General features: G+C 37.7%; 22 protein-coding genes and 2 riboswitches. Of the genes, 12 read left to right on the forward strand and 10 right to left on the reverse strand.

What is annotated here, in order from left to right:
* Positions 1-24: 24 nt before the first annotated feature.
* The 3 genes from NP781_RS05925 to NP781_RS05935 form a co-directional block, all read right to left on the reverse strand.
* Positions 25-642: an HAD-IA family hydrolase gene (locus tag NP781_RS05925; RefSeq protein ID WP_257521737.1), complete on the reverse strand. Its 618-nt coding sequence runs from the start codon at positions 640-642 to the stop codon at positions 25-27.
* A gap of 217 nt (positions 643-859) precedes the next feature.
* A complete protein-coding gene (locus NP781_RS05930; RefSeq protein WP_257521738.1) occupies positions 860-1,636 on the reverse strand; it encodes a YibE/F family protein in 777 nt (258 codons plus the stop codon).
* On the reverse strand, positions 1,633-2,757 hold the full coding sequence (locus NP781_RS05935; protein WP_257521739.1) for a YibE/F family protein: 1,125 nt from the start codon (positions 2,755-2,757) through the stop codon (positions 1,633-1,635). The genes NP781_RS05930 and NP781_RS05935 overlap by 4 nt, the downstream gene beginning before the upstream one ends.
* 220 nt (positions 2,758-2,977) lie before the next feature.
* Positions 2,978-3,103, forward strand: a riboswitch (FMN riboswitch).
* Between the two features lie 116 nt (positions 3,104-3,219).
* Positions 3,220-3,345, forward strand: a riboswitch (FMN riboswitch).
* A 199-nt stretch (positions 3,346-3,544) separates the two neighbouring features.
* Between NP781_RS05935 and ribE (NP781_RS05940) the strand changes: the two genes are divergently transcribed.
* From ribE (NP781_RS05940) to NP781_RS05970, 7 genes are all read left to right on the forward strand, one after another.
* The gene (gene ribE / locus NP781_RS05940) at positions 3,545-4,183 is read left to right on the forward strand and encodes a riboflavin synthase (protein WP_257521740.1); all 639 of its coding nucleotides are present in this window, start codon (positions 3,545-3,547) and stop codon (positions 4,181-4,183) included.
* Positions 4,184-4,207: 24 nt separating this feature from the next.
* Entirely contained in the window at positions 4,208-4,837 is a 630-nt protein-coding gene (gene ribB, locus NP781_RS05945; protein WP_221680655.1) for a 3,4-dihydroxy-2-butanone-4-phosphate synthase, read from the forward strand.
* Between the two features lie 15 nt (positions 4,838-4,852).
* Positions 4,853-5,335, forward strand: coding sequence for a 6,7-dimethyl-8-ribityllumazine synthase (ribE, locus tag NP781_RS05950; protein WP_221680656.1), 483 nt, complete (start codon positions 4,853-4,855; stop codon positions 5,333-5,335).
* Positions 5,336-5,473: 138 nt separating this feature from the next.
* Positions 5,474-6,919, forward strand: coding sequence for a spore germination protein (locus NP781_RS05955; RefSeq protein WP_257521741.1), 1,446 nt, complete (start codon positions 5,474-5,476; stop codon positions 6,917-6,919).
* A 302-nt stretch (positions 6,920-7,221) separates the two neighbouring features.
* The gene (locus NP781_RS05960; RefSeq protein WP_257521742.1) at positions 7,222-8,529 is read left to right on the forward strand and encodes an ATP-binding protein; all 1,308 of its coding nucleotides are present in this window, start codon (positions 7,222-7,224) and stop codon (positions 8,527-8,529) included.
* Positions 8,530-8,627: 98 nt separating this feature from the next.
* Positions 8,628-9,176, forward strand: coding sequence for a histidine phosphatase family protein (locus NP781_RS05965; protein WP_257521743.1), 549 nt, complete (start codon positions 8,628-8,630; stop codon positions 9,174-9,176).
* Positions 9,177-9,189: 13 nt separating this feature from the next.
* The gene (locus NP781_RS05970; RefSeq protein ID WP_257521744.1) at positions 9,190-10,035 is read left to right on the forward strand and encodes a GNAT family N-acetyltransferase; all 846 of its coding nucleotides are present in this window, start codon (positions 9,190-9,192) and stop codon (positions 10,033-10,035) included.
* Between the two features lie 119 nt (positions 10,036-10,154).
* Here NP781_RS05970 and NP781_RS05975 read toward each other — a convergent pair whose 3' ends face one another.
* Positions 10,155-13,256 (reverse strand): copper amine oxidase N-terminal domain-containing protein, encoded by a 3,102-nt coding sequence (locus NP781_RS05975; protein WP_257521745.1) that lies wholly within the window; start codon positions 13,254-13,256, stop codon positions 10,155-10,157.
* Positions 13,257-13,675: 419 nt separating this feature from the next.
* Between NP781_RS05975 and NP781_RS05980 the strand changes: the two genes are divergently transcribed.
* From NP781_RS05980 to NP781_RS05995, 4 genes are all read left to right on the forward strand, one after another.
* Entirely contained in the window at positions 13,676-13,900 is a 225-nt protein-coding gene (locus NP781_RS05980; RefSeq protein ID WP_004232790.1) for a transcriptional regulator SplA domain-containing protein, read from the forward strand.
* A gap of 12 nt (positions 13,901-13,912) precedes the next feature.
* Complete coding sequence (gene splB / locus NP781_RS05985; RefSeq protein ID WP_036219626.1) at positions 13,913-14,941, forward strand: spore photoproduct lyase; 1,029 nt, start codon at positions 13,913-13,915, stop codon at positions 14,939-14,941.
* A 472-nt stretch (positions 14,942-15,413) separates the two neighbouring features.
* Entirely contained in the window at positions 15,414-16,346 is a 933-nt protein-coding gene (locus NP781_RS05990) for an arginine deiminase family protein (RefSeq protein WP_257521746.1), read from the forward strand.
* Positions 16,347-16,362: 16 nt separating this feature from the next.
* A complete protein-coding gene (locus NP781_RS05995; RefSeq protein ID WP_257521747.1) occupies positions 16,363-17,676 on the forward strand; it encodes an amino acid permease in 1,314 nt (437 codons plus the stop codon).
* Here the strand turns inward: NP781_RS05995 and NP781_RS06000 are convergent.
* Both NP781_RS06000 and NP781_RS06005 read right to left on the reverse strand, forming a co-directional pair.
* On the reverse strand, positions 17,623-18,429 hold the full coding sequence (locus NP781_RS06000; RefSeq protein WP_257521748.1) for a YqcI/YcgG family protein: 807 nt from the start codon (positions 18,427-18,429) through the stop codon (positions 17,623-17,625). The two genes, NP781_RS05995 and NP781_RS06000, sit on opposite strands and share 54 nt — an antisense overlap.
* A gap of 425 nt (positions 18,430-18,854) precedes the next feature.
* Positions 18,855-19,292: a MarR family winged helix-turn-helix transcriptional regulator gene (locus NP781_RS06005; RefSeq protein WP_221680665.1), complete on the reverse strand. Its 438-nt coding sequence runs from the start codon at positions 19,290-19,292 to the stop codon at positions 18,855-18,857.
* A 121-nt stretch (positions 19,293-19,413) separates the two neighbouring features.
* Between NP781_RS06005 and NP781_RS06010 the strand changes: the two genes are divergently transcribed.
* The gene (locus tag NP781_RS06010) at positions 19,414-20,001 is read left to right on the forward strand and encodes an NAD(P)H-dependent oxidoreductase (protein WP_004232802.1); all 588 of its coding nucleotides are present in this window, start codon (positions 19,414-19,416) and stop codon (positions 19,999-20,001) included.
* A 24-nt stretch (positions 20,002-20,025) separates the two neighbouring features.
* On the opposite strand, the gene NP781_RS06015 is transcribed toward NP781_RS06010, so the two are convergent.
* From NP781_RS06015 to NP781_RS06030, 4 genes are all read right to left on the reverse strand, one after another.
* The gene (locus tag NP781_RS06015) at positions 20,026-21,099 is read right to left on the reverse strand and encodes a sensor histidine kinase (RefSeq protein ID WP_221680666.1); all 1,074 of its coding nucleotides are present in this window, start codon (positions 21,097-21,099) and stop codon (positions 20,026-20,028) included.
* Complete coding sequence (locus tag NP781_RS06020; protein ID WP_257521749.1) at positions 21,096-21,773, reverse strand: response regulator transcription factor; 678 nt, start codon at positions 21,771-21,773, stop codon at positions 21,096-21,098. Before NP781_RS06020 ends, NP781_RS06015 begins: the two co-directional genes overlap by 4 nt.
* 14 nt (positions 21,774-21,787) lie before the next feature.
* Positions 21,788-23,545 carry an ABC transporter ATP-binding protein gene (locus NP781_RS06025; protein WP_257521750.1) on the reverse strand — a complete coding sequence of 586 codons (1,758 nt, stop codon included), beginning with the start codon at positions 23,543-23,545 and terminating at the stop codon, positions 21,788-21,790.
* 131 nt (positions 23,546-23,676) lie between these two features.
* Positions 23,677-24,981, reverse strand: a complete 1,305-nt coding sequence (locus tag NP781_RS06030; protein ID WP_373880539.1) for a PucR family transcriptional regulator — start codon at positions 24,979-24,981, stop codon at positions 23,677-23,679.
* Between the last annotated feature and the right edge of the window lies 1 nt (position 24,982).

Consider the following 24,982-nt stretch of genomic DNA (forward strand, 5'->3'; position numbering starts at 1 on the left):
AAGTGCTATTATCCTTTTTCATGATTAAATGATCTCTAAAATTTCCTGTGGTGTTGTGACACTGTATTCAGGTTCTTCATTTTGCACGACCTCTTTGGCATCATAGCCCCATTCCACCCAAATAATTGGTACTCCGGCTTTCTTACACGCAACAATATCCCTTTGCTCGTCTCCAATATATACGACGTCAGATGAGTCAACATTCGCTTCCTTTAAAAACTTTTTCATTACTTTGTCCTTACCAAAAATGCGGTTGGAGCAAAGTACATCTGCTACACAATGAATACCGTTCATTTTAAGAAATTCTAAAATATTCTCTTTAGAGTTTGAGGAAATAATCAGGATTTTATAGCCTCTTTTATCAATCTCTATTAATACTTCCTTCATTCCCTCGAACAGATGAACATCATTTAATGATTGGCGATACAATTTATAAAATTGCGGTAAAATCATAGGCAACTTATACATTGGAAAGTCGAATAATTTACTGCGTTCTGAAATTGATAATTTTTTTAATGTATCAATTTCCTTCAATTCAATGCCTTTAAATTTATATTTTTGGGCTAAAGTATTCCATGCTGATGCAAACACAGCAGTAGAATCTGCCAGCGTCCCATCAAAATCAAAGATAATATGCTTCATTGCAAACTTTCTCCTTTTTCATCTCGTTGTATTGACGTTCTATGCTAAAAAATGTTACATGGAATGGGCGATCTAGTAATCCTGAAATAACAACCATTTTGAGCGTACGTAAACATCTTATGGTAAATATTATCAGAAAATGAGGCGATTGCAATGGAAATGCTACAACAAAAAGAGGTGTCTCATAAGTTTGTTTTATGATAGGTGCTGGTAATTTTTATAAAAGTTTTTCTGATTTTTCGCGTGTACGAATTAAATAATAGGCATTGATGCAGGAGGCGATCGGAATAATCAGTGCAATGCCGATACCTGCACAAAAAATGGTTGTCATTTCTGCACTAAAAACCTTGGAGTTAACAATTTCTCCAATCGAATAGGAGAGGTCCTTGAACCAGATTAACAAGCTTAAATAGCCACCAAAGAAAGCAAAAAATAACGTATTGGTATCGGTTCCTAATATATCTCTTCCTATACTTAAGCCAGCTGCAAATAGTTTTTTTCTACTAATCGAAGGATTGCGATAAAAAATCTCATGCATGGAGGTAGCGATAGAAATAGCTACATCCATAATGGCACCTATCGTACTCATAATGATGACTGATGCACCAATCTGCACAAAATTAACACCAATGTAGAGAGAAAAGATGCTGATTTCTTCAGTTGATTCTTCGCCAAACCCTTGGATCATCGACTTTTCCGTTACAAAGGTAATAAAGAGTAGTAACACAACTATCGTCACCATCGTCGAGATAAAGGCTGTAATGGTTTTACTATTTGTTTTATTGATATAGAAAAGGCTAATACAGCTAATGATCGTACAGGCAATAAACGTCAAGATGATAGGGCTATTTTTAGGGTTTGTCATTAAAAAAATGGTGACAAAGAGTACACCAAAGTTTAGGAATAAAGAAAGAAATGAGCGTATCCCCTGTCTACCGCCGACTAGAACCATTAACACGCACAATATAACTGCTAATAAGACGACAACATTCATTCTCGAACCCTCTTTCGATTAATGAAAAATATAGCGGTATACAGACTAATAGGAATCGTAAGGACAACACCAATACCCCCTGCTAAGGCACGGGCTAATTCTAAAGAAAGATTTAAGGACAATGTAAGCCCTAATGTGGAAGAATTTTTTAAATAGAGAATAATCATAGGTATGGAGCCGCAAAGGTAGGCAAAGAATAAAATACTTGTAATAGTACCCATGATATCTTTACCGATTTCATGTCCCGAAGATTTAAGTGCTTTGACAGGGATCGTAGGATCTTGCTCGTATAAAGCAAAAATCGAGGAAGCCATTGTAATAGAAACATCCATTACTGCCCCGAGTGAGCCAATAAATAAACCTGCCATAAAGACGGTACGATAGGGACGCGTTAAAAATTGCATTTCTTCATAACGAAGACCATTTTCACCTGTCAACCACATTACAATAGAGCTTATGATAAGCGCTAGAATAGTGCCTAAAAGTGTGGACACGATGGCTACATATGTTTTTGTATTTAATCCACTAATAAGTAGTAGCGAGATAATTGTAAATAGCACCGCACAAATGCCGCTGACTACTAATAGGCTTACGCCCCCATGCTTCACATAAAGATCTAATGCGAATGATAAAATCACAGCATTGACCACCAGGCTAATGATAGAAAATAAGCCTTGTCTTTTACCTATAATAAGTAGGGCAAAAATAAAAATCCATGCAATCATTACCATGGTTTGATCACGTTTTAAATCGACAATGGTTCCTGTTAAAACTGATTGTGCTGTGCGATCATCTAGCGTGACAAAGATTTCATTGCCTACATGGTATTCTTGATCAAAAGCACCAGACGAAGAATAGTCATTCGTCAAATGAATGGATTGCCCCTTATGCTGACCATTTTTGATAATGGCCATAATTTCCTGTGTAAATAAAAAATCCCTATTTTCATACATGTCTGTCATTGGTTCTGATTTTGTTACATCCACTTGCGTTATTTTCGCTATCGGTCGATCATAAAATTGTTCATTATGATGTACGAAAACAATCGAAACCCCACAACAGAATGCTAATAGGGCATAGCAAATAGCTTGTTTAAAAGGTATATTTTTTAAAAATGTCAAGTAAATGACCTCCAAACGGCTAGACTGAATAGTCACTTGTAAAGGAACGTTTTTTTGATTAAGAAGTTCCATTAACAGGTTAAATGTCATCATTTTAATAACATCTTTTACATTTTTTAAGTCTCGTCAGAGCTGTTTAAAATTTATGCTTCCAAAAAAATTTAAAAAGAAGGATGGATAATATAATAAAATAGTGTTATCGTAAGACTAGCTAAATAAAAATATTCTTCGGGGTAGGGTGAAATTCCCGATCGGCGGTGATGAAGCAATTCAAAGTCCGTGAGCGCAAGCTGATTTGGTGCAAATCCAAAACCGACAGTTACAGTCTGGATGGGAGAAGGGTAAAAATGCGAACTTTTTAAATTGATTCTAATTTAGAAGGTTTATTTGACTATGCATTTATTACAAAACTTCCCAATCACCTTGTGGGAAGTTTTTTTATTTAGCTACAATCGAATAGAAGATGTTCTTCGGGGTAGGGTGAAATTCCCAATCGGCGGTGATGAAGCAATTCAAAGTCCGTGAGCGCAAGCTGATTTGGTGCAAATCCAAAACCGACAGTGATAGTCTGGATGGGAGAAGAACGAATGAGATGACAGTCTATGAAAAAATTGTTTTCAAATAGGCTTATTTGTTGATGTCTTATACTCCCAAAACCCCTTTGATGTAAAGGGGTTTTTATTTTTTATTGTTAACGAGAGAAGGGAGAAGGATAAGGCACAAAAACAGGTGGATAAACTTTAAAAGTAAAGGATAGAAGTGCTAATAAAGTAGAGTAGGTGATGGAATGTTTACTGGACTTGTAGAGGATATTGGTATCATAAAAGCCGTGCAAAGCGATCGGAACAGTATGAAAATTACGGTTCAATCAGCCAAGATAACGGAGGATGTCAAGCTTGGTGACAGTATAGCGGTCAATGGAGTTTGTTTAACGGTGACACATTTCACACAACAGCAGCTTACGATGGATGTTATGCTTGAAACAGTCAAAGCAACAAATTTACAGCAGCTGGCAATAGGTGATTCTGTTAATTTGGAGCGGGCCATGCCTGCTAATGGACGATTTGGGGGTCATTTTGTTGCTGGTCATGTTGATGGAGTCGGCAAAATTTTGCGAAAACGTCCAGTGGCAAACGCTGTTTATATTGATATCGAAATGTCAGAGGAACTAACCAACTTTTGTATTCCAAAGGGTTCCATAACAATTGATGGCACAAGCTTAACCCTTTTTCATGTTGAAGCCAATAGTGTCACGATTTCGCTCATTCCTCATACTTACAAAGAAACCGTTTTAGGTTTGAAGAGGGTTGGAGCAATCGTTAATATCGAAACCGATTTAGTCGGAAAATACATTATAGGGCAATTAAAAAAAGGGCAAACAACGCCAGCTATTACAAGAGATTATTTAGCACAACATGGTTTTTAAATCATAGAATAGGAGTTGATCATCGTGCTACATTCAATTGAAGAAGCCATAGAGGATTTAAGGCAGGGCAATATGATTGTGGTGGTTGATGATGAGGATCGGGAAAATGAAGGAGATCTTCTGGCACTCGCTGAATTCATCACACCAGCAACAATCAACTTTATGGCAACCAATGGTAGAGGTTTAATTTGTACGCCGATTTCGCAGCAGCTTGCACAACAGCTAGATTTATATCCGATGGTTCAGCACAATACGGATAACCATCAAACCGCATTTACGGTAAGTATCGACCATGTAGAAACAACGACAGGGATTAGCGCCTTTGAGCGTGCGCTAACGATACAAAGGATGATAGAAAAGCAAGCTAAGCCGACTGATTTTCGTCGACCAGGCCATATTTTTCCGTTGATTGCGAAAGAGCAAGGAGTGCTGGAACGGAGAGGGCACACAGAGGCGACGATTGATCTAGCGAAGCTTTGTCATAGTGTAACTGCAGGTGTTATTTGCGAAATTATGGGTGATGATGGGCACATGCTTCGGTTTGAAGAACTGACAAAGTTCGCTGCACATCATGGCTTAAAAATGATATCGATAGAAGCATTGGTTGCTTATCGTAAACAATTATCCACTAATAAATCTAAAATTTCTATGTAAAAAGGAGAAAGAACAATGGGTCAAACATTTGAAGCACAATTAATTGGAACGGATTTGAAAATTGCAGTAGTAGTGGGTCGTTTTAATGAGTTCATTACTAGCAAATTATTGGATGGGGCAATGGATGGTTTAATTCGTCATGGGGTTGATCCTGCATCTATTGATGTTGCATGGGTGCCAGGGGCTTTTGAAGTTCCTTTTATGGCAAAACAACTAGCAGAAACAAAGAAGTATGATGCCATTATTGGTTTAGGTACTGTTATTCGTGGCTCTACAACACACTATGATTATGTTTGTAATGAATCTGCAAAAGGCATTGCCAATGTGTCATTGTCAACGAATGTACCAGTTATTTTTGGAATTGTTACTACCGAAAATATTGAACAGGCAATTGAACGTGCAGGAACGAAATCTGGTAATAAAGGCTATGATGCGGCAATGTCTGCAATTGAGATGGCAAATCTAAAGAAAATGATTGGATCAGGACAATTTAAATAGTCGTCACAACATTTGTTTCTTTGAATATTTTGAACAACCATGGGAAAAATATGCTTAAGTGTATTTATTGAATGTGATTGTTTTCATAAATGTACTAATCTTGAGCTGGCTCAGTAGGAGATGAGAAGTATTTCATCAATGGAACAAATTAATTTGAAAATGTTGAAATCACTATTTCAACGCTCTGCTGATGTGATTTTCCAACAATATAATTTTCAGCAATATACAGTACATTTGATAACTTGTGATGCAATGGTCAATGAGCAAATTCTTCAAACTGTGGTTGTTCAACGTGTTCAATCTTTGTTAAGCAATGTCACTGAGGACATGCTAGAGGAAGAAATCGAACAGCATTTACACATTCCCTATTTACAAAAGATTTTATCGAAAGAGGATGCGGTAACTAGGGTCTATAAAGGACATGTCTTATTGTATTTTGAAGAAAATCAATTACTTTATTCTAGTGATATTTCAAAAAGACCCAATCGAGAGCCAGGGGAAACAACATTAGAACTAGTAGTAAAGGGACCTAGAGATGACTTTATTGAAGACGTTTTTATTAATATTGCTTTATTAAGAAAACGATTACCCACTAATTCTTTTAGTGTAGAGACATTAGAAATTGGCAAGCGTTCTAAAACAACCGTAGCCATTTTATATATGGAAGACATCGTAAATTTAGATATGCTGGAACAAATTCGACTTCAATTACAAAAAATTGATACGGATATTGTTATCAATGGTGACTTATTAATGGAAACAGTTGAAAAGACAGCGACAATTCTTCCAAGACATGATTATACAGGTAGACCTGATTTTGCAATGCAGGCGTTAATTAGAGGAAGAATACTCTTAATGATTGATGGTGTGTCCTATGCTATAATTACACCTACGAATATTATGTTGCTCTTTAAATCGGCAGAGGATAATGAGTACCCAATCATTGTTAGCTCGATGGAACGATTACTCAGAATTGTCGGGATATTAATAAGTATGCTGCTGCCAGGTTTTTGGCTTGCATTGACAACTTATCATCAAGAACAGCTTCCATTTCTACTACTTGCAACAGTTGTCGAATCGAGAACGGGATTGCCTTTTCCAACTATTCTAGAAATTTTAATGATGCTATTTATGTTTGAATTGTTTCGTGAAGCCAACTTACGTCTTCCAAGTGCAGTCAGTGGCTCAGTTAGTGTGGTAGGGGGGCTAATTATTGGAGATGCTGCTATTAAAGCAGGTGTTACAAGCCCCTCAATGATTGTTGTAATTGCCATTTCCAGTATCGCTGCATTTACATTGGTCAATCAATCGTTTGTAACGGCTATGAGTATTTTTCGATTAATCATTATTATGGCTTCGGCGTTTTTTGGTTTATTTGGTTTTTTTATAGCCGTGTTTTTCATCCTTTTGTATACTACAAATATGAAAGTCTTAGGAGTACCGTATGTAAACTTTAGTGCAGATTTTGAAAAAGGGGATGTTGGTAAGTCATTATTACGACTCTCTCCCAAGGGCTATAGTAAACGGCCTGCCTTTTTAAAGCCCCAGGATCGAACACGTACTTCAGAAAAAAAAAATAAGTAATTTTATTAAAGATCAGGTATAGTGGATACCTGATCTTTTTGTTAGTCTTTTAATTTTCCATTTAAATTAGGAAATGAGACATAAAACATTATTGCTTACCTTTTTAGTTTACTTTCTTGTCAGGGATTATTAAACTATTTGTTACAGTGTGTAATTTTGGGTATGAATAAAATAAAAATTGATTTTGTGTTTTAATTTATGTAGGATATACAAGCAATGTTTGCTTTACAAACAAAAAAATAGAGTTAATTATAATATAATAATATTCTAGAATATTTATAGATGAGGAAGTACCGTTTTTTATGAAAAATAGAAAAATAAAACTAATATTAATTCTATCAACGATTTTATTATGTTTGTTTACAAGTTTAAACGTCTTTACATCCTATGTAAAAATAAAAAAGACCGTTGAAGAGTCGATTGCCAATCAAAGTTTAGAGGCAGCCCATTCTATTGCTGCATCCATTGATACGGATGCCTATCAGCAATTTTTAAATAATCCACAGGAAAATGATTATTATTGGAAAGTAAGAAATTATTTAAACGATGCTAGGATAAAATTAGGTGCACTATTTGTTTACACTTTAAAGGTGGATAATCCTGAAGTATCTATAGCCATGATTACAGGCATGCCAAAAGAAATGAAAGAGGGCTTCGGTATTGGAGTAGTTTGTACTGTTCCTGCAAAGCATGTAGAAAAGGCCTATAATGGTGAAACCTATGTTACAGAGGTAATTCATGATTCTGAACATGGGTCTTATTTATCTGTTGGTGCACCCATCAAAGATGATAATGGAACAATTATCGGGTATTTAGGCATTGACATTAGTGCAGATACGCTAAATGGTATTAAGGGTAAAGTCATTGAAGACAACCTATTTAATTTTATTTTTAATGGTGTACTTATTTTAATTGTCATCGGTTCTTTTTTATTTTTACAAAGATGGTATCAAAAAGAGGTGGCGAAGGAAGTTGGCGCTACAGAAGACACGTATCTAGCAGAAATCAAAACATTGATTACTTCGGTGTCGTCCCTACGTCATGATTTTACAAACCATATTCAAGTGTTACATGGTTTATTACAATTAGAAAAAACAGATCAGGCGAAACAATATTTATCCTCACTATCGAAAGAAGTGCAAGCGATTAAGTCATTAAAATTAAATATTGATCATCCAGGTTTGTCCATCTTATTGCAAACGAAGAAATTAACGGCTCAAAATCATCATATTGATATGGATTTTACGATTTCTCAAAATGACTTTAATAGGATTAAAACGACAGATTTAATCAAGATTCTATCCAATTTAATTGATAATGCGATTGATGCTGCTGTTGAATTACCTGAGGAACAACGTAAAATTAAGATTTGCTGTACTGCAGATGAATCACAGTATGAATTTAAAATTACCAATACAGGGCCAAATATTGCGAATCCTGATCAAATATTTAAACAAGGATTTTCAACGAAAAAACATGAGAATGGTAGACTAAGAGGACAAGGCTTATTTATTGTCAAAGAAATTATCACTAAATATAATGGTCATATTTCAATTGATTCATCAAAACATTTAGAAACGACTGCTATTGTCAGAATTCCAATAAAATAACAGAAAAAAAGCTTCCTACAAAAAGTTGTGGGAGTTTTTTCTATGTATAGCACATACATTACAAAGTAGAAAGTGATATGATGAAGGAGATGAAGAAAATGGAAAAGGGTCTCCTAGCGTTATTGAGAAGGGGTGGGCTCACTTTATATGCAAGACACGGGACAGCAACTATTGGTGTAGATCAAGCATATAGTACATTTCAAAGTTGTCAAAATCAACGGAATTTATCAGATCAAGGTCGTAGGGAGGCAATTTATTATGGTCAAATGCTACGCTATTGGCAAATTCCCATCCTTTCCACCATCACTACCAGTCCTTTTTGTCGGACCATTGAAACAGCACGTTTGGCATTTCCAAACAGCAATATCCAAATTGACCCCTTCTTGTTTGAAATCTTTATGCTAGGTGGCAGTCTTCCTACAGTAGTGCAAAGCAGTATATTAACGATTTCTACAACAATGCTGGAAATCATCCCACCCGAGGGCATAAACAACATAATTATTGGTCATAGCTTTCCAAGAGATGTGGGGCTGGGTATCATTTCGAATATGGGGACGGTTGTCATAAAGCCTAAAGGTCAAGGACAAGGTTATGAGATTGTGAAAAAACTAACCTTAGAAAATTTAGCAGCATTAGATTCCATTTGAAAAGAGGGAGAGTATGAAGATTAAAACAGTTGCACAATGCACATTAGATGAAGTATTGAAAGCATGGAACAAAGGCTTTGAAGGTTATTTTATTGAAATTAATATGACAGCAGAAATGTTTTTACAGCGACTAGTGGGGGAGGGGCTATCTCCTGAGCATTCTATCGTCGTTTTTGATCAAGAGGAACCAATTGCCATTGTGGTGAATGGCTTTCGTACCATCGATGGCCAAAAAACAGCTTGGAATGGGGGGACTGGTATTTCTCCAGCGTATCGTGGTAAGGGAGTCTCGCGCCTACTAATGGAGGAAACCCTAGCTATCTATAAGAGAGAAAATGTTGAATTGGGCACGTTAGAAGCGATTAAGGAAAATCAAGTAGCCATTGCTTTGTATAAAAAATATGGCTATGTGGTTGCCAATCAATTACTATTTTTAAGCGGCGAGTATGAAGCGAAGGCGATACCTACAGTAGCCCTTCAAATAGAGGCCATTCGCCCAGAGCAGCTAGCACATCGATCTTTCTATCAGGAAAATGTTCCATGGCAGTGTAGCTGGCAGAGCGTAAAGCAGGGAGAAGCAAGGGTGTTTTATAATGATAGCAATGAACCACTGGGCTATATGCTATACAAAACCTTGTGGAATGAATGTGGTGAGGTGGAACGTATTCTACTTTACCAATTGGTAATACTAGAAGATAGTAATGTAGATTTACTCCCGCAGTTTTTAGCAAGTATTACAACAGATAAAGTCCATTTGACGACAGTGAATTTCTTAGCGAGCAATCCAGCAACGAGCTATTTATTGAAGCAAGGATTAAAGGTGACAACAGAGCAGGTACAGATGACAAAGGAACTATAGGAAGTTGTCGTTCAGTATACGAGCCATAAAAAGTAATCCATTATTACAAAACAAGAAAGTACTCCCTATGGTGATGTATACGCCATAGGGAGTACCTGCTATAAAAAATAATGGACCAATTAATTAATTTGAGGGTCTTGGGCCGCCTCATTATTGATATTATCAGGAGATTTCTGGAGTTGCACTGAATTATTGGATGTGTTTGATAGCGAATAAGTTCCTTTCGCCAAAATCAGAACCTTAGCAACATATTCTGTAGATGAATCAAGTTGATTACCAAATGCATCTAAAGGTGTGCTTAGCGCTTGGCTAACGTTGGGAAGGCTATTCGGAAAAATTCTAGTACTATGTGTACTTTTAATAGCATCCTCCAATTTGAAACTATCTGCTTTATCCTTAGGTAACATAAACACTCTATACTCCGTTACGCTTTGACTATTTTTGACATCAAAGCTAATGTTTATATCGTTATATTTATATCCCTTATTCAAAATACTAAGTGTCACTTTCTCCACTGATCCAGAGGCTGAAAGGTCTTCCAAAGCAATGTAGGAAGATGGGTAGGATAAGCTATACATTTCCTTAGAATTCCCACTGCCTACAGACAATATATATACGCGATATTCTTCGCCATTCGTTATAAGTCTACCGTCTGTATCTTTACTAGTAGCTCCCAATTTCATACTATACTGGCCTTTACCCCAACCTGTATAATTAGTTGCTCTAATAGCTGTGTTCAGATCAAAGTTATTTGCCTTTGATGCGGGTACAACTAGAATACGGTAGCTATCTATATTTGATTCATCAGAAGGTTTTGTAAACGATATCTGTAGATCTCGACCATCTCCATAATCACCAACATCGCTTACATTAATATTGCTTACTGCCTGAACAGCTTTGCTTTTACTAATTGTAATCACAGATGAAGGAGAGGACAGTGCATAGGCATTTGAAGAATTACCATTTGCAACAGTCAGTACATAGACGCGATAGCTAGTTCCTTCTGTAATAAAATTACCTCGTACATCCCTAATCCCATCCAAGGTTCTATTTGCTACTAAATTTCCACCTTTGCCTTCTGTGATGTAATAAGAGCTACTATTGGCTTGTGAAAGATTAAAGCTACTGTAATATGCAGTTGGTACCATTAGAATCCGATAATGATTAACATTCGATTCATCCGTAGGCTTCGTGAATGTTACTTGCACATCACGGCCATCCCCTTTATCATCTATATCTGCAACATTTAGATTAGTTACAGCTTGCACAGTGAAGTTTTTAGTTAGTGTAATCGTAGATGTTGCGGCAGTTAGCGCATTGTTTCCTATGGTATTTCCATTGGCAACCGTCAATACATAGATACGGTAGTTCGTACCTTCTTTAATAGAATTTCCGCGTACATCCCGAGTATTTTCAGATAACGCTTGCTCATATGTGGATTTCCCAGTTTTGTTAATAGTCGTGTAATTGCTGCTGGATATGCTATTAGCATCCGTCAGACTAAAACTATTGTAATTTGCTGTTGGTACCACCATAATTCGATAGTGATTAATAGGTGTCTCATCAACAGCTTTATTGAATGACACAAAGAGGTCGCGACCGTTACCATAATCGCTCACATCGCTGGCAATAATATTCGACACTGCACCCACATTGTTGCTAAGCAGCGAAATCATATTGGAGGCTGAAGATAGCACATTATTTGCAGAGTTATTAGTTACTGCCATAATAAATACACGATAGCTAACGCCATTTTGAATGGCATAACCGTCAGTATCTTTTGCCCCTGCAGAGAGTACCTGAGTAATATTGTTGCCTGTTTTGTTCACTTGTGTGTAATAAGTGTTAGATAAACTGTTGGCTTTAGTCAATGTGAAGTTCGTATAGTTGTTAGCTCTTACAACAAAAATTCGGTAAGAGTTAACATTAGATTCATCAGACACTTTGTTGAAGCTAACTCTCAAATCGCGTCCATCACCAAAATCATTAACATCATCTACTTGTGTAATAGTCGGAGTAGATACAGTAAGCGTTACTGATAATGAAGCAGGCGAGAGTTTATTCATGCCCGAATTCGTATTACTTACAGACATAACGAACGCTGTGTAGGATTCGTTATGCTTTATAAAGTCACCTGAAGTATCTCGTGTTGAGGAGGACAGTGTTGCTATCAACGTACTGCCGTTGCTTCCCGATTTGTCCACTGTTGTATAATAATTGCTGGATAAATTATTTGCAGTGGTAAGACTAAAATTGTTAGCATCCTTGGTCTTTACTATAAACACACGGTAATTGGAAGTATTGCTATCATTTTGTGGACGAGTAAAGCTAACTGAGACATCACGTCCATCGCCAAAATCATTAATATCGCTAATCTTCACATTTGTTACCGCGGTAACAGTAGACATGTTTGTTAGTGTAATTTTCGGTGAAGAAGTTGATAATACGCTAGAATAAGAACCTTTGCCAATGGCAAGTATATAAACCACATAAGACTGATCATTTTTTATGTAGTCTCCGTCCACATCTCGTGTGCTTTGCGATAAAGTTACGGCACGATTCGAATTTGAAGTCGATACCACCGAATAATTAGAAGAGGAGACTTTCAGAGCTGATGAAACATTAAAACTTTTAGAAGCCTTCACAACCATAACCCGATAATGATCTACGTATGATTCTGTAGACGATTTAGAGAAGTTAACCTCAAGATCACGCCCATCTCCCTGATCATTGACATCTCGAACTGACACATTGCTCACTGGAGCAATACTATTATTACTTGGGATGTCTTTGTCAGTTTTAATAGATACTTGCTGCTTTTCCGAGTTCCAATCAACATCCTGACCAAGTGCTTCACTGACGAAGCGTACTGGCACCATTGTTCTACCTTTTAATACCTGTGCTGGTACATCAAGCGTTACTGTCTGGTTATTAATAGTAGCTGTCTTTGATTTAATCTTGAGAACTACCGTTGTATCACCTTTTATCCCTGTGACTGTTTGAGTCTTTTGGTCCCAGTTTACGCTTGCATTCAATGCTTCAAAGATCGCTCTAAGTGGCAACATAACACGTCCTTGAATCATCGCTGGTGGCTGATCGGTTTTTAATTGAACCCCATCCACATTAATTGTGATGGCTTTTGCCGCTTGTGCGGTTGCCGGCTGTAATAATAACGGTACAATAAGTATCGCAGCAAAAAGTAAAGTCCATATTTTTTTCATAAATTCCACCCTTCTGCATGCCATTTGATTGACTTAGCATGACACCTAATTTAACGTATGAGCAGCATAAAAGTTTCACTCTTTTACCTTTTGAAGAAAATTTAACCATCACACAGTATTGATACTTTTTCTGGCTTATTTTCCTTATAACTGGACTGAAAAGAGTTAGGGGATTTTGAGTGGATATCGTCCCACTATTCAACGCAGGAGAGTTGAATAAAGCAGGTTAAATTGAAGGACGACGTTACAATGCTTAGGCAGTGGCAATTTTCTTGCTCATAATTGTTTATACCATCACTAGCTTGCTATTTTATTAAAAAATAACCGAAAATATATTGGATTTTACCAACTAAATTTTTTATGACATATTTTTTGTACACTTTCACCAAACTAATGGAAAGGCAGAGGAAGGTGAAGAGATGCAACAACCATTTGATGTGGGTGATATTGTTTATATTTTTTACCGCAATCCACATATTCAAGATGTAACGAATATACAGGAAGCAGCAGTCGTTTATCATCCAGAAAAACCAGAGGAGCTAGCTCTATTTTTATTTGAAACCTATTATCCAATCACGAATGATATGGTAATTTTTGCAAGTGAGATGGCGGCTGAACAGGCCTATCACCAGTATTTTCATTAAGGGAGGACTCACATGATGAAGCCATTTACCCCTCAGCTTGTTTATTTTGAGCCAGATGCCCTCCAGTATCCATTAGGTCAGGAGCTAAAAGAGAAGTTTGAGCAGATGGGAATTGAAATTCGCTATACCACTTCCCATAATCAAGTGAGAAACCTTCCTGGAGACAATGATTTTCAAAAGTATCGGGTAGCAAAATCGACCTTAGTAGTGGGTATCCGAAAAACATTAAAGTTTGATACATCTAAGCCCTCAGCGGAATATGCCATCCCATTTGCGACTGGCTGTATGGGACATTGTCATTATTGCTATTTACAAACAACTATGGGCAGCAAACCTTATATTCGGACGTATGTCAATGTCGATGAAATCCTAGAACAGGCCGATCACTATATGGCAGAACGAGCACCTGACATCACTCGCTTTGAGGCATCCTGTACTTCTGACATTGTAGGGATTGATCATCTTACACATACCTTAAAGCGAGCCATTGAGCATTTTGGACAAAGTGAGCTAGGTCAGTTACGATTTGTAACAAAATTCCATCATGTGGATCATTTATTAGATGCCAAGCATAATGGTCGTACAAGGTTTCGTTTTAGTGTCAATGCTGATTATGTGATTAAGCACTTTGAGCCAGGTACATCACCATTGGAAAAGCGCATTGAGGCAGCGGGGAAAGTGGCAAGAGCTGGATACCCACTCGGATTTATTGTTGCCCCAATCTATCTTCATGATGGCTGGCAGGAGGGCTATTATCGTATGTTTGAGCGATTGGATGCTGAATTGCCAAAGGATGTGCGCGATGACATCACCTTTGAATTTATTCAACATCGCTTTACAAAACCTGCAAAACGAGTGATTGAAAAAAATTATCCAATGACAAAGCTAGAGCTCGACGAGACGGTAAGACGATATAAATGGGGTAAATACGGCATTGGTAAATATATCTATCAAAAAGAGGAAGAGGAAGATATAAAAGAGCATCTGTATGGTTACATGCAGAAGTTTTTCCCTCAAGCAAAATTAGAATATTTTACATGACAATTAGAGAGAGAACGGCTTGTTTTCTCTCTAAATTAATTATGCGATATATCGATGGTCTTTTAAATCGTTTGGTAAATGGAGAAGAGATAAATATTGCTGTATCTCTGATTCATTGTAATCAATCACTAAATGACCGAGTCCATCTCTTGTATAGAAGAATGCGGTAACGGCGTACAATTGACTTTAAGGTAACAATTAGTACGTGAAAAACCACCTAGTAACTGTAAATTCGTAATGGCTAGTCCTTTTAACAGTATTCTTTAAGCCCTTGCCTAATTTCAGCAAACTACCAGGAAGTCCCCATCCTCCCTTCTATCTTTTTTACAGTAATAGACCACCAAACCAGGTAAAACGATTGTTTAATACCTACATTTAATTGGGGAAATTTTCTTGATTATGGTCCTTGTATAATCTTAAAGTCAATGGTAACGCTAACAGAGATTGTTGTGAAGAAGGAGAGAATACTTGAATGGATTCATTTCAACTAAATTGTTGGTCAGAACATGGAGAACTGAAAGTGGTGATGCTTTGTGCACCTTCCGTCGTAGATGTAACGGATTTAACAATAGCAGAGCAGGTTGGTTGGAGTGATGCAGTCAACCATCAGAAGGCAATGGATAATTTCATGGCATTAAAGACAACATTCGAAAACGCAGGGGTACATGTACTTGATTATGCAAGGGAACTAGCCCATGATCAGCAGCTATTAAGTGAACAGCTGCTTAATCGTTATTTTGTGCGTGACCTAGCCTGTGTCATTGGGAATCGACTTTTACTTGGAAATGCTGGAAGCTCACTTAGAAAACCAGAGTACCCTCTTGCACATTCACTATTAGAAAAATGGTTTCCACAACAATGGAAAGCTAATTTGCAACCGCTTCATTCCTTCGAATGCGGAGATTTGTTAATTTTAAATAAAGATGCTGTGCTTATTAATCTTGGAATGAGAACATCGATAGAAGCTATCGAAAGCTTAAAGGAAAGCATTTTTCAGGAGGGGTTTTCTGAAATTGCCGTAATTGATTTACCGAAAAGCAATGATACGCTGCATTTAGATATGAATTGTAATGTTGTAAACGCGAATCTGGTTGTTGCTAAAAGCTTTGTACGCCATTATCCTGTTCAGGTATTAACAGTTCAAAGCAGTCGTTTTGATATGGTAGAGTCATTTTTAAAGCGTCATGGTTTGGATGTTTACTGGCTTGACTCGTATAAGACCATTCCAGACATCAACTTTATTAACCTGAATCCAGAAACAATCATAATAAGTAAGCAGGCAAAGCCACAATTATTGGCGCATCCACTACTGAAGAATAAAAACTTGCTTGAAGTTGATGTCACTGAGCTTGAAAAAGGCGGTGGTGGCATTCGATGTATGACATTGCCATTGGTAAGAACGTAACGAAGGGTTGAGAACAATGACTTCAAAATCAGCTAAAGGAAGTATGGCCTGGTGGCAGCTTTCGCTTCTAGGTATTGGTTGTACTTTGGGCACTGGCTTTTTTCTTGGGACAAGTATGGCCATTCATAAAAGTGGGCCTGCCGTATTAATTCCTTTTTTATTAGCGGCCATTTGTACGTATATCGTGTATGATGCACTTGTTAAAATGTCTGTGGAAAACCCAGATAAAGGCTCATTTCGTACCTATGCCAAGCAAGCCTTTGGACGCTGGGCAGGATTTAGCAATGGCTGGGTGTACTTAATTTCTGAGCTATTAATCATGGGAAGCCAGCTGATGGCGCTCGGCATTTTTACGAAATTTTGGTTTCCGGCGCTGCCCCTGTGGGTTGCTGCCTCGATTTATGCTGCTATTGGTTTAGTTGTTATTCTCACAGGCATGAAGGGCTTTGAAAATTTCCAAAATATCTTCGGTGCCTTAAAGGCAGCTGCCATCATTATGTTCATTATTGTAGCAGTGTTCATCATCATGAGAGGTACACCATCTACTACAATGGCTTCACTTCAGGCTAATTATGAAGCATTTTTTTCACAAGGACTAAAAGGTATTTGGCTCGGATTACTTTATGCCTTTTATGCCTATGGAGGAATTGAAGTGATGGGTTTAATGGTCATCGATTTGAAAAATCCAAAAGAGGCGCCAAAAGCGGGGAGAATTATGCTGATCGTGATTACCGTTATTTTCATCATGGCCATCGCCCTTTCATTAGCACTCGTTACGTGGAAAGACTTTTCGATCGATGAAAGTCCTTTTATTACAGCGCTTCAAGGATACCATATCCCTTATGTGGCAGATATATTTAATGGTGTGCTAATCATTGCTGGTTTTTCAACAATGGTGGCCTCGCTTTATGCGGTTATCACCATTCTCACTACACTTGCAGAGGATCATGATGCACCGGCAGTACTTGCAAAGAAAGGAAAAATGAAAGTTCCTTTTCCAGCCCTTTTATTTTTAACGAGTGGACTAGTAATCACAATTGTGATTGGTTTTTTGATGCCAGAAAAAATCTTTGAATATTTGATTACAGCGGCGGGTTTAATGTTGATCTATAATTGGCTTTTTATTTTAGTGACCTACTGGAAGCTCATGGAGTTAACAAAGTGGGGGCATGTAAAGAATGGTATGGGGATGTTGCTCATTGCTGTGACGGTATCTGGAACTTTAGGTGAAAAAACAAGCAGACTCGGTTTTTACGTGAGCCTGCTCTTTATAGTCTTAATCAGTGTGGCGACCTGGATTGTTGTGAAAAGGCAAAAAAACATTACGTAATGAACCATTTGCCTGAGACATCCTTAAAAAAGGACATTTGGATGGACTATGGTTATCATCACTTAAGAAGTATTGTTTCCATTCATAACTATCTTCTTGCCCATACCATTTTAAATCTGGATGTCCTGGGACTGTGTCGTAGTCTGCAATCCGCTGACGAATGAGCTTTTTGATTTTTCGCCCAAAGGCTGTGGTGTCGTTTATATCATCGAATATCCAACGTGGTTGAATGGCCATTAATAAAGTGGAAAAATGACGACTCTTTCGTAATTTATGAGCTGGTGTTGCACAAGAGATAAAATAGGGTTCACCATGAAAGCAAAACTCCCATTCATGGTGAGTAGGCTCCATTGGTATTCCCTCAGGCCAATTCATCTCATCCAAATTGGTTAAATTATTTAATATGGACCAAAATAACTGCTGATAATCTGCCACCTCAAAGCTATCTTGCATATCGTGAGGGGTATGAAAGAACACAGTAAGAGTTGTATACTTCCCGAAAGTTCGTGATGCTTTCGTATAGTCCTTTAAGCATTGTGCTAACATTTTAATCGATTGCTCTTCCCGTGGATCCCCGATAAAACTATAGCGCAAATGGTTTGATAAAAAGCCCATTCTTGCTGGTATACATGGAAACGTATTCGCTTCATCCGCAATCGTGGCAGCAAAATCTGTATAGGCCGACTGTTGCCATAATGGAAGTGTTTCAAACTGTTCTTCAATCCACTCCCGATCAAATACTACTACTTCCACTTGAGACTCCTCCTTCTACTCACCTTTATACTATTAAAGAAAAGACAAAGTGGTTACGAATCTGTGGTGCGTGACACTAAAGATTTTTAATGAATCAAGTCAAATTATGGCTAACCTTTTTGCGTGAAAAGAAAAATGATTCCATGAAGAAGAATGAGCAGTTTTTGGTTTAGAAGTGATCACTTCGAGCAAGGAGATGAGCAATTTAAAAGAGAGAGCTACAAGCCAAGGAAAGAGCGGCTGTGAATAAGAAGTGAGCACTTTAAACCAAAGAAAGAGCGGTAGCGGTTCAAAAGTGAGCACTCCGAGCCAGAGAAAGAGCGGTTTTGAATAAAAAATGATCACTTCAAACCAAAGAAAAAGCAATTCAGTCAAAAAAAGATCTCGTCCCCTGCTACGCCAATAGTGATCAAAGAAGTATAGTCTTAGTCGTTTTGATGAAAAACCTTTTCCTCTAAAATGGTTAGAGCATGCTGGATGTCCTTTAGATCATCCTGTGTTGCGTGGTGAATAAGCTGTAAAAAGCGTTCTTCTATACAGACAAATGCCTCCTCCATCAATTTTTCACCTTCTTTGGACAAACGGACATACTGTTTTCTACGATCGGCTGTGTCACTAAATTTTTCGATTAGCTGCCGTTCCTGCAATTTCCGAAGTTCACGGCTAGTGTTGGGTAAGGACATATGCTGACACTCACTGATTTCGGTTGGTGTGACAGGTTGGCTTACTTTAATATATTCAAGAATTTTATAGTGTAGCGGTGTGATATTCGCAGCGGTAACATTTTGTGTGAGATCATGTGTCACTTGATGGACTGTTGCTGTAAATGCTACAAACTGATGAAATAAAGCGCTTTTATTCAATGGGATCACCTCTTACTGTCAAGATAACAAATAACTTGTCCTAAAACAATTATCATTTGACAACTAAAATGAAATGAACTATTATTTTGTTATCAAATGATAAGTAATGAGGAGGCACACAATGAAAACGTTAATTGTTTATACATACCCCAACCATAAAAGTTTAAATTATGCTTTTTTACAAGAAGTGATAAAGGGGTGTCGTGAGAACCCTGCAATTGAGGAGATTCAGATACTCGATTTATATGAAGAAGAGTTTGATCCACGCTTAATTTTCCATGAACATAAACGACGTCGTGATATGTATCGGGATCCGAAAATGGAGAAATACCGCCAACAGCTCTCTTGGGCAGATCAAATTGTATTTGTTTATCCGATCTGGTGGGGGAGACCGCCAGCCATGCTGTTAGGGTATATCGACCAATTATTTGCAGCAAATTTTGCTTATCGAGATACAAAGGGGTTATTTCCAGAGGGTCTTTTAAAAGGGAAGTCTGTAGTTTGTGTGTCCACGATGAAGGGGCCAACCAATTATCCATTTTTATGGTTGAACAATGCACATAAAATTTTAATGAAAAGGGCGTTGTTTAAGTTTGTTGGAATGAAAAAAGTGAAGTTTTTTGAGTTTGGTAATATGGAAAGTAAAAAGGGGAAGCAACAGCAAAAACTAAATAAAGTATATCGATACTTTAGCAAAGTAGCTTATTAGAAAAAATAACTCATGCAGACGGTGTTAGTCGTTTGCACGAGTTGGCGTACTGTTGATGGGGACAGTAATCAAAAATCTTGTATATTCTGCTATTTTGCTTTCTACAGCAATGGTTCCATGATGCATCTCAATTATTTTTTTGACAATGGCTAGCCCTAATCCGCTACCGCCATTTCCAGCAGTTCGCGAGTGATCGGCCTTATAAAATCTTTCGAAAATATGCTTTTGTTGTTCTTCTGTTAAGCCAATACCAGTGTCTTGAACCATCACCATTATCGTGTGGAATTGCTTTTTCATAGATAATGTGATGGTTCCATTGGTAGGTGTAAACTTAATACTGTTTGTCAGCAAATTCATCCAGACTTGATTCATCAAATCCTCATCTGCAGTGATGCTCAGGTTATCAAGATCGAGATCAAAGTCAATCTGTTTGGCTAACCAATTCGGTTCCAGTGCCAACACTACATTACGTAATTGTTTATCGAGTCGATAAGTTATAGGTTCAAATGGATGATGCTGCGATTCTAAGGAAGTTAGCTTGAGCAAATTGTCGCTAATTTTTGATAAACGATTACTTTCTAATTCGATTATAGCTAAATAATGCTGACGTTTTTCTTCAGGTAGGTTAATATTTTTCAGCGCCTTTGCAAAGCCATTAATAGACGTTAAAGGTGATTGAATCTCATGGGAGACGTTGGAAATGAACTCCTGACGCATTCTTTCCAGTTCACCTAACTCAACGGCCATATGATTAATACCATGAATCAATTGCCCAAATTGATCCTCCTCATCTGCTCTTAAATCCAGTTGAACATCAAAATCACCTTTTGCCATACGGCTTAATGCATCTACAATCGTGTCCCAATAGTTGCGTTGTCGATTTAGTCCGATGAAAAAGATAATGGCTGCTGAACAGGCAAAGAGTGCAAATACACCAATCACTGTTGCTAGTTGTAGCCAAAATCCCTGAGGCTCTACCCCTAACCGACCATATAGCCACGTAGTTACATGATAGGAAATAAAAGCGAAAACGGTGTTTGCTACAAGAAACAGGCAAAAGACCATCACTAATCTTAACAAGAATCTTCGTTTTCTCATGTGCCTAGTTCCAGGCGGTAACCAAGACCACGAATGGTGCGAATGGTAATACCGCTCGTCTCCTGTGGAAAGCGTTCTCGTATTCTTTTGATATGGACATCAACTGTTCGTTCATCTCCCTCATAGTCGTAGCCCCATATTTCTTCGATTAATTGTTCACGGGAAAAGGTTTTGCCAACATAGCTTGCAAGTGTAAATAATAGCTCGAACTCCTTCAGACGAAGTAGAATCGTCTCGCCGTTCATTTCCACTTCATATGTATGGCGATTTAATTTGACATTACCAGCCTCTAAAACTTGAGAAAGGGAGATACGATATCTTTTTAAAATAGACTTAACACGTACGATTAGCTCGGCAGGCTCGAATGGCTTTACAAGGTAATCATCTGTCCCTAAATGAAAGCCCTTGATTTTTTGAGAGGTTTCTCCTTTAGCTGTTAGCATAAGGATTGGTAGATCTGTATTGAATGAACGTATTTCCTCGCATAATGCCCAGCCATCCATATTGGGCATCATAATATCCATCACGACCATATCGATTTTCTCAGTGTCTAATTTAGACAGTGCATCGACACCATCGATAGCCTCTATCACTTCTAAGCCCTCATTTTGCAGAAACACTTTTACCAATTCTCGAATATGTGCATCATCATCCACGACTAATAGTTTTGTCATCTCAACAAACCCCTCTATTCAACGTCTTTAATGCGTAATTGCTGCATGGCAAACTCACGATACATAGCATGTGTTTCAAAGAGTGTTTCGTGTGTACCACAGCCAGTAATATGCCCTTTCTCAATAAACAATATTTGATCGGCATCTACCACTGTCGATAAACGATGCGCAATGACTAGTGTTGTGCGTCCTTGCATTAAGTTGTCTAATGCTTTTTGTACATAAATTTCTGATTTACTATCTAAGCTTGATGTTGCTTCATCCAGCATTAATATTTGCGGATTACGTAATAGCGCTCTTGCGATAGAGATACGCTGACGTTGTCCTCCTGAAAGCTTGATGCCTCGTTCTCCAACTTCAGTGTCAAACTTGTCTGGAAGTTCGTTAATAAATTGATCCGCATAGGCCATTTTAGCCACTTTTTCTAGCTCATCATCTTGCACTTCACGGTCAATACCATAGCAAATATTTTCTCGAATCGTTCCTGATAGCAGGGCACTTTCCTGCGCTACATAGCCGATTTGACTGCGCCAAGAGTGGAGTGAGAATGTTTCGATAGGTGTATCTCCTAGCATGATACTACCGTTTGTTGGCTGATAATATCGTTCGAGCAGAGAAAATGTAGTTGTTTTACCGCCACCACTTGGACCCACAATGGCTGTTACTTTGCCTGGCTCAATTGTGAAATTAATATCGGATAAAATGGGTTCCTCACCATAAGAAAAATCAACATTTTTAACATAAATGGGTTGATCTACTTTTTCTACAGTTAAGCCTTCTTCAATATGTTCTTCCTCGTATTCAAGTAATGCACTAATTCGTTCTGTAGCACCCATGGCTTTTTGGAGCTGGGTAAAGAACATCGTTAATTGCGTCATTGGCATAATGATTTGGATTAAATATAAAATAAATGCCACCATATCGCCAGCCGTCAGCTCTCCAGAGGAAACACGAACACCACCATAGCCAATAATAGCTACAAGCACGGACATCAGAACGAATGAAATCAGCGGGGAAATCAGTGCGTGGATTTTTGCTTCTTTTAAGCCGAATGTAAAGAGATTAGTAATGCCCTTTTTTCCACGCTCATATTCAATTTGCTCAGCATTTGAAGCCTTGACTAGGCGCGTTTCAGGTAATACTTGATTTAATACAGACGTAAATTTCGCTGTTTCATCTTGCATCCCTTTTGAAATCACAAACATGCGTCGCCCTAGCAGCATTAAGATCACCATAGCCAATGGCACGGCAATCAGCATGACTAAAGTCATTTTCCAATCTAAAAATAGAAGAATGATAATAGAACCTATTATGGAGATAACGCCAGATAAACAGTTGGCTAAATGCTCTGTTATAAGCTCTTTCACAACCGCTGTGTCATTCGTAACACGGCTCAATGTTTCACCGGTATCATGTTCATCATAATAGGGGATTGGTAAATGCAACAGCTTTCTCCATAGCTGGTCGCGTAATTTTGCCACAACATGATGTCCAACTCGATTTAAATAGTAGATGGATAATCCACTGGCAATAGCCTGTGCAATAAAGGCAATACCCAGTATAATGATTTGCCAATAATTAAGCGATTCTAACGAAAAGCCATCCACTAATTGTTTTGTAAATAATGGAACAATAAACCCTACACCTGTCGTTGCTAAACTCATCACTAAAGCGATGACAAGTAGCCAAATCGGTGGTTCGGCACGTTTTACTAATTGTATAAAACGGCGCCAATCTTTTTGTTTAGACATATCATTTGATGTTTCTTGCAAAGAAATAAGCCTCCTTCATTGTCTGAAAACAATGTATTTCGTTTCTATGGCTTTACTATAGCATGCGTTTATGAACTGAATATGAAATGAATGGTCATCAAAAAAGGTGATGCGATCACCACCTTTTGATACTAGTCTGCGAATTCATCGTGGTATAAAGACTTACCAAGCAAGCGATAGATTCTCAAAGCTAGCTGGATTTGTAACAGCTCCTCATAGCTTTTTAGATCGGTTTTTAAAATTTCTTTAATCTTTTCAATTCGATAAATTAACGTGTTGCGATGGATAAACATTTCCTTGGCTGTTTCACTTATATTCATATGATTGATAAAGTAATTTTCTAATGTAAGTAGATAGCTTGTCCCGTGTAATAGATCGTGCTCAAAGACAGAACCCAAGCTTTCTAAGAAAAAGTCCTTTAGCTGCACTTCATTAATATTTGAATCTAAAAAATGATAAATGGAGTGATCTGCATAATGAGCCACTGCTCCACGCTCTTCGAAGCGGTGCATAAGACGGAGAGCTTCATGTGCCTCTGCAAAGCTTTTATGGACAAAACGTATATGTTTATATTCTTTGCCAATTCCAATTAAGAAGGAGGTTTGCGTATGTTGTTGTACTAATAATTGGAGAATGTTTTCTGCGTATTGCTTTGTTTCATTGATCGTGAAATCTTGTTTGTCGTCTTGCTGTCCAACTAATATAATGATTTGGTTATTGCGATAAAGGCATGTAATTTCCCCATTAATTGTGCTAGAGTGCTCATAAATTAAGTTCATACAATTTTTTGCAATATTATCGGTTTCGTATTTTCTAGAGATTAAATCATGCTGGTTTTGCAAATTTTCATGGCTAATAGAGATGACGATGCAAAAATATTTATGGTTGATCTTTAAGCCGTGGAGATCACATAGTGTTTGTAGCGTTTCAAGCGAAGTGATTTTTCCAGTCAATAAATCATCAAAAAACTCTTGTTTAATCTTTAAACGTACACCCTCAATTTCCTTCTGTTTTATCCTTTCTAGTGCCACAATCGTGGAGGCTTGCTCTAAAACGATGAAATCAAACTCATTCAGATCCCGTACAGTTTGCCAAATGACAATATAGCCATAAATATAGTTGGCCACTGCGACAGGGAGAATTCTACAGGTTACTGCTAGATCTTCTAATTGATAGATTCGTGTAATGGATTTTTGCATTTCGTTGAGATCGTTTGGAATGGTATCAATAAAATCCTTTGAAAATGTTGGACGATTCTTCTGTAGGTTGATCCCATAGGCAAGTGGTACAGGATTCGTATCAAGATCTGTATAATGCAGTAAATTCCAGTCATTATCTAAAAAGATTATCGGGTTATTAATTGTTTCAGCTAATTTAGAGGAAATGGATTCAATGCCTCCTCCTTCAAGTGCCACCTTAAATAGCGTATTGTGCATG

Source organism: Lysinibacillus sp. FN11 (assembly GCF_024628845.1).
Classification (GTDB): domain Bacteria; phylum Bacillota; class Bacilli; order Bacillales_A; family Planococcaceae; genus Lysinibacillus; species Lysinibacillus capsici.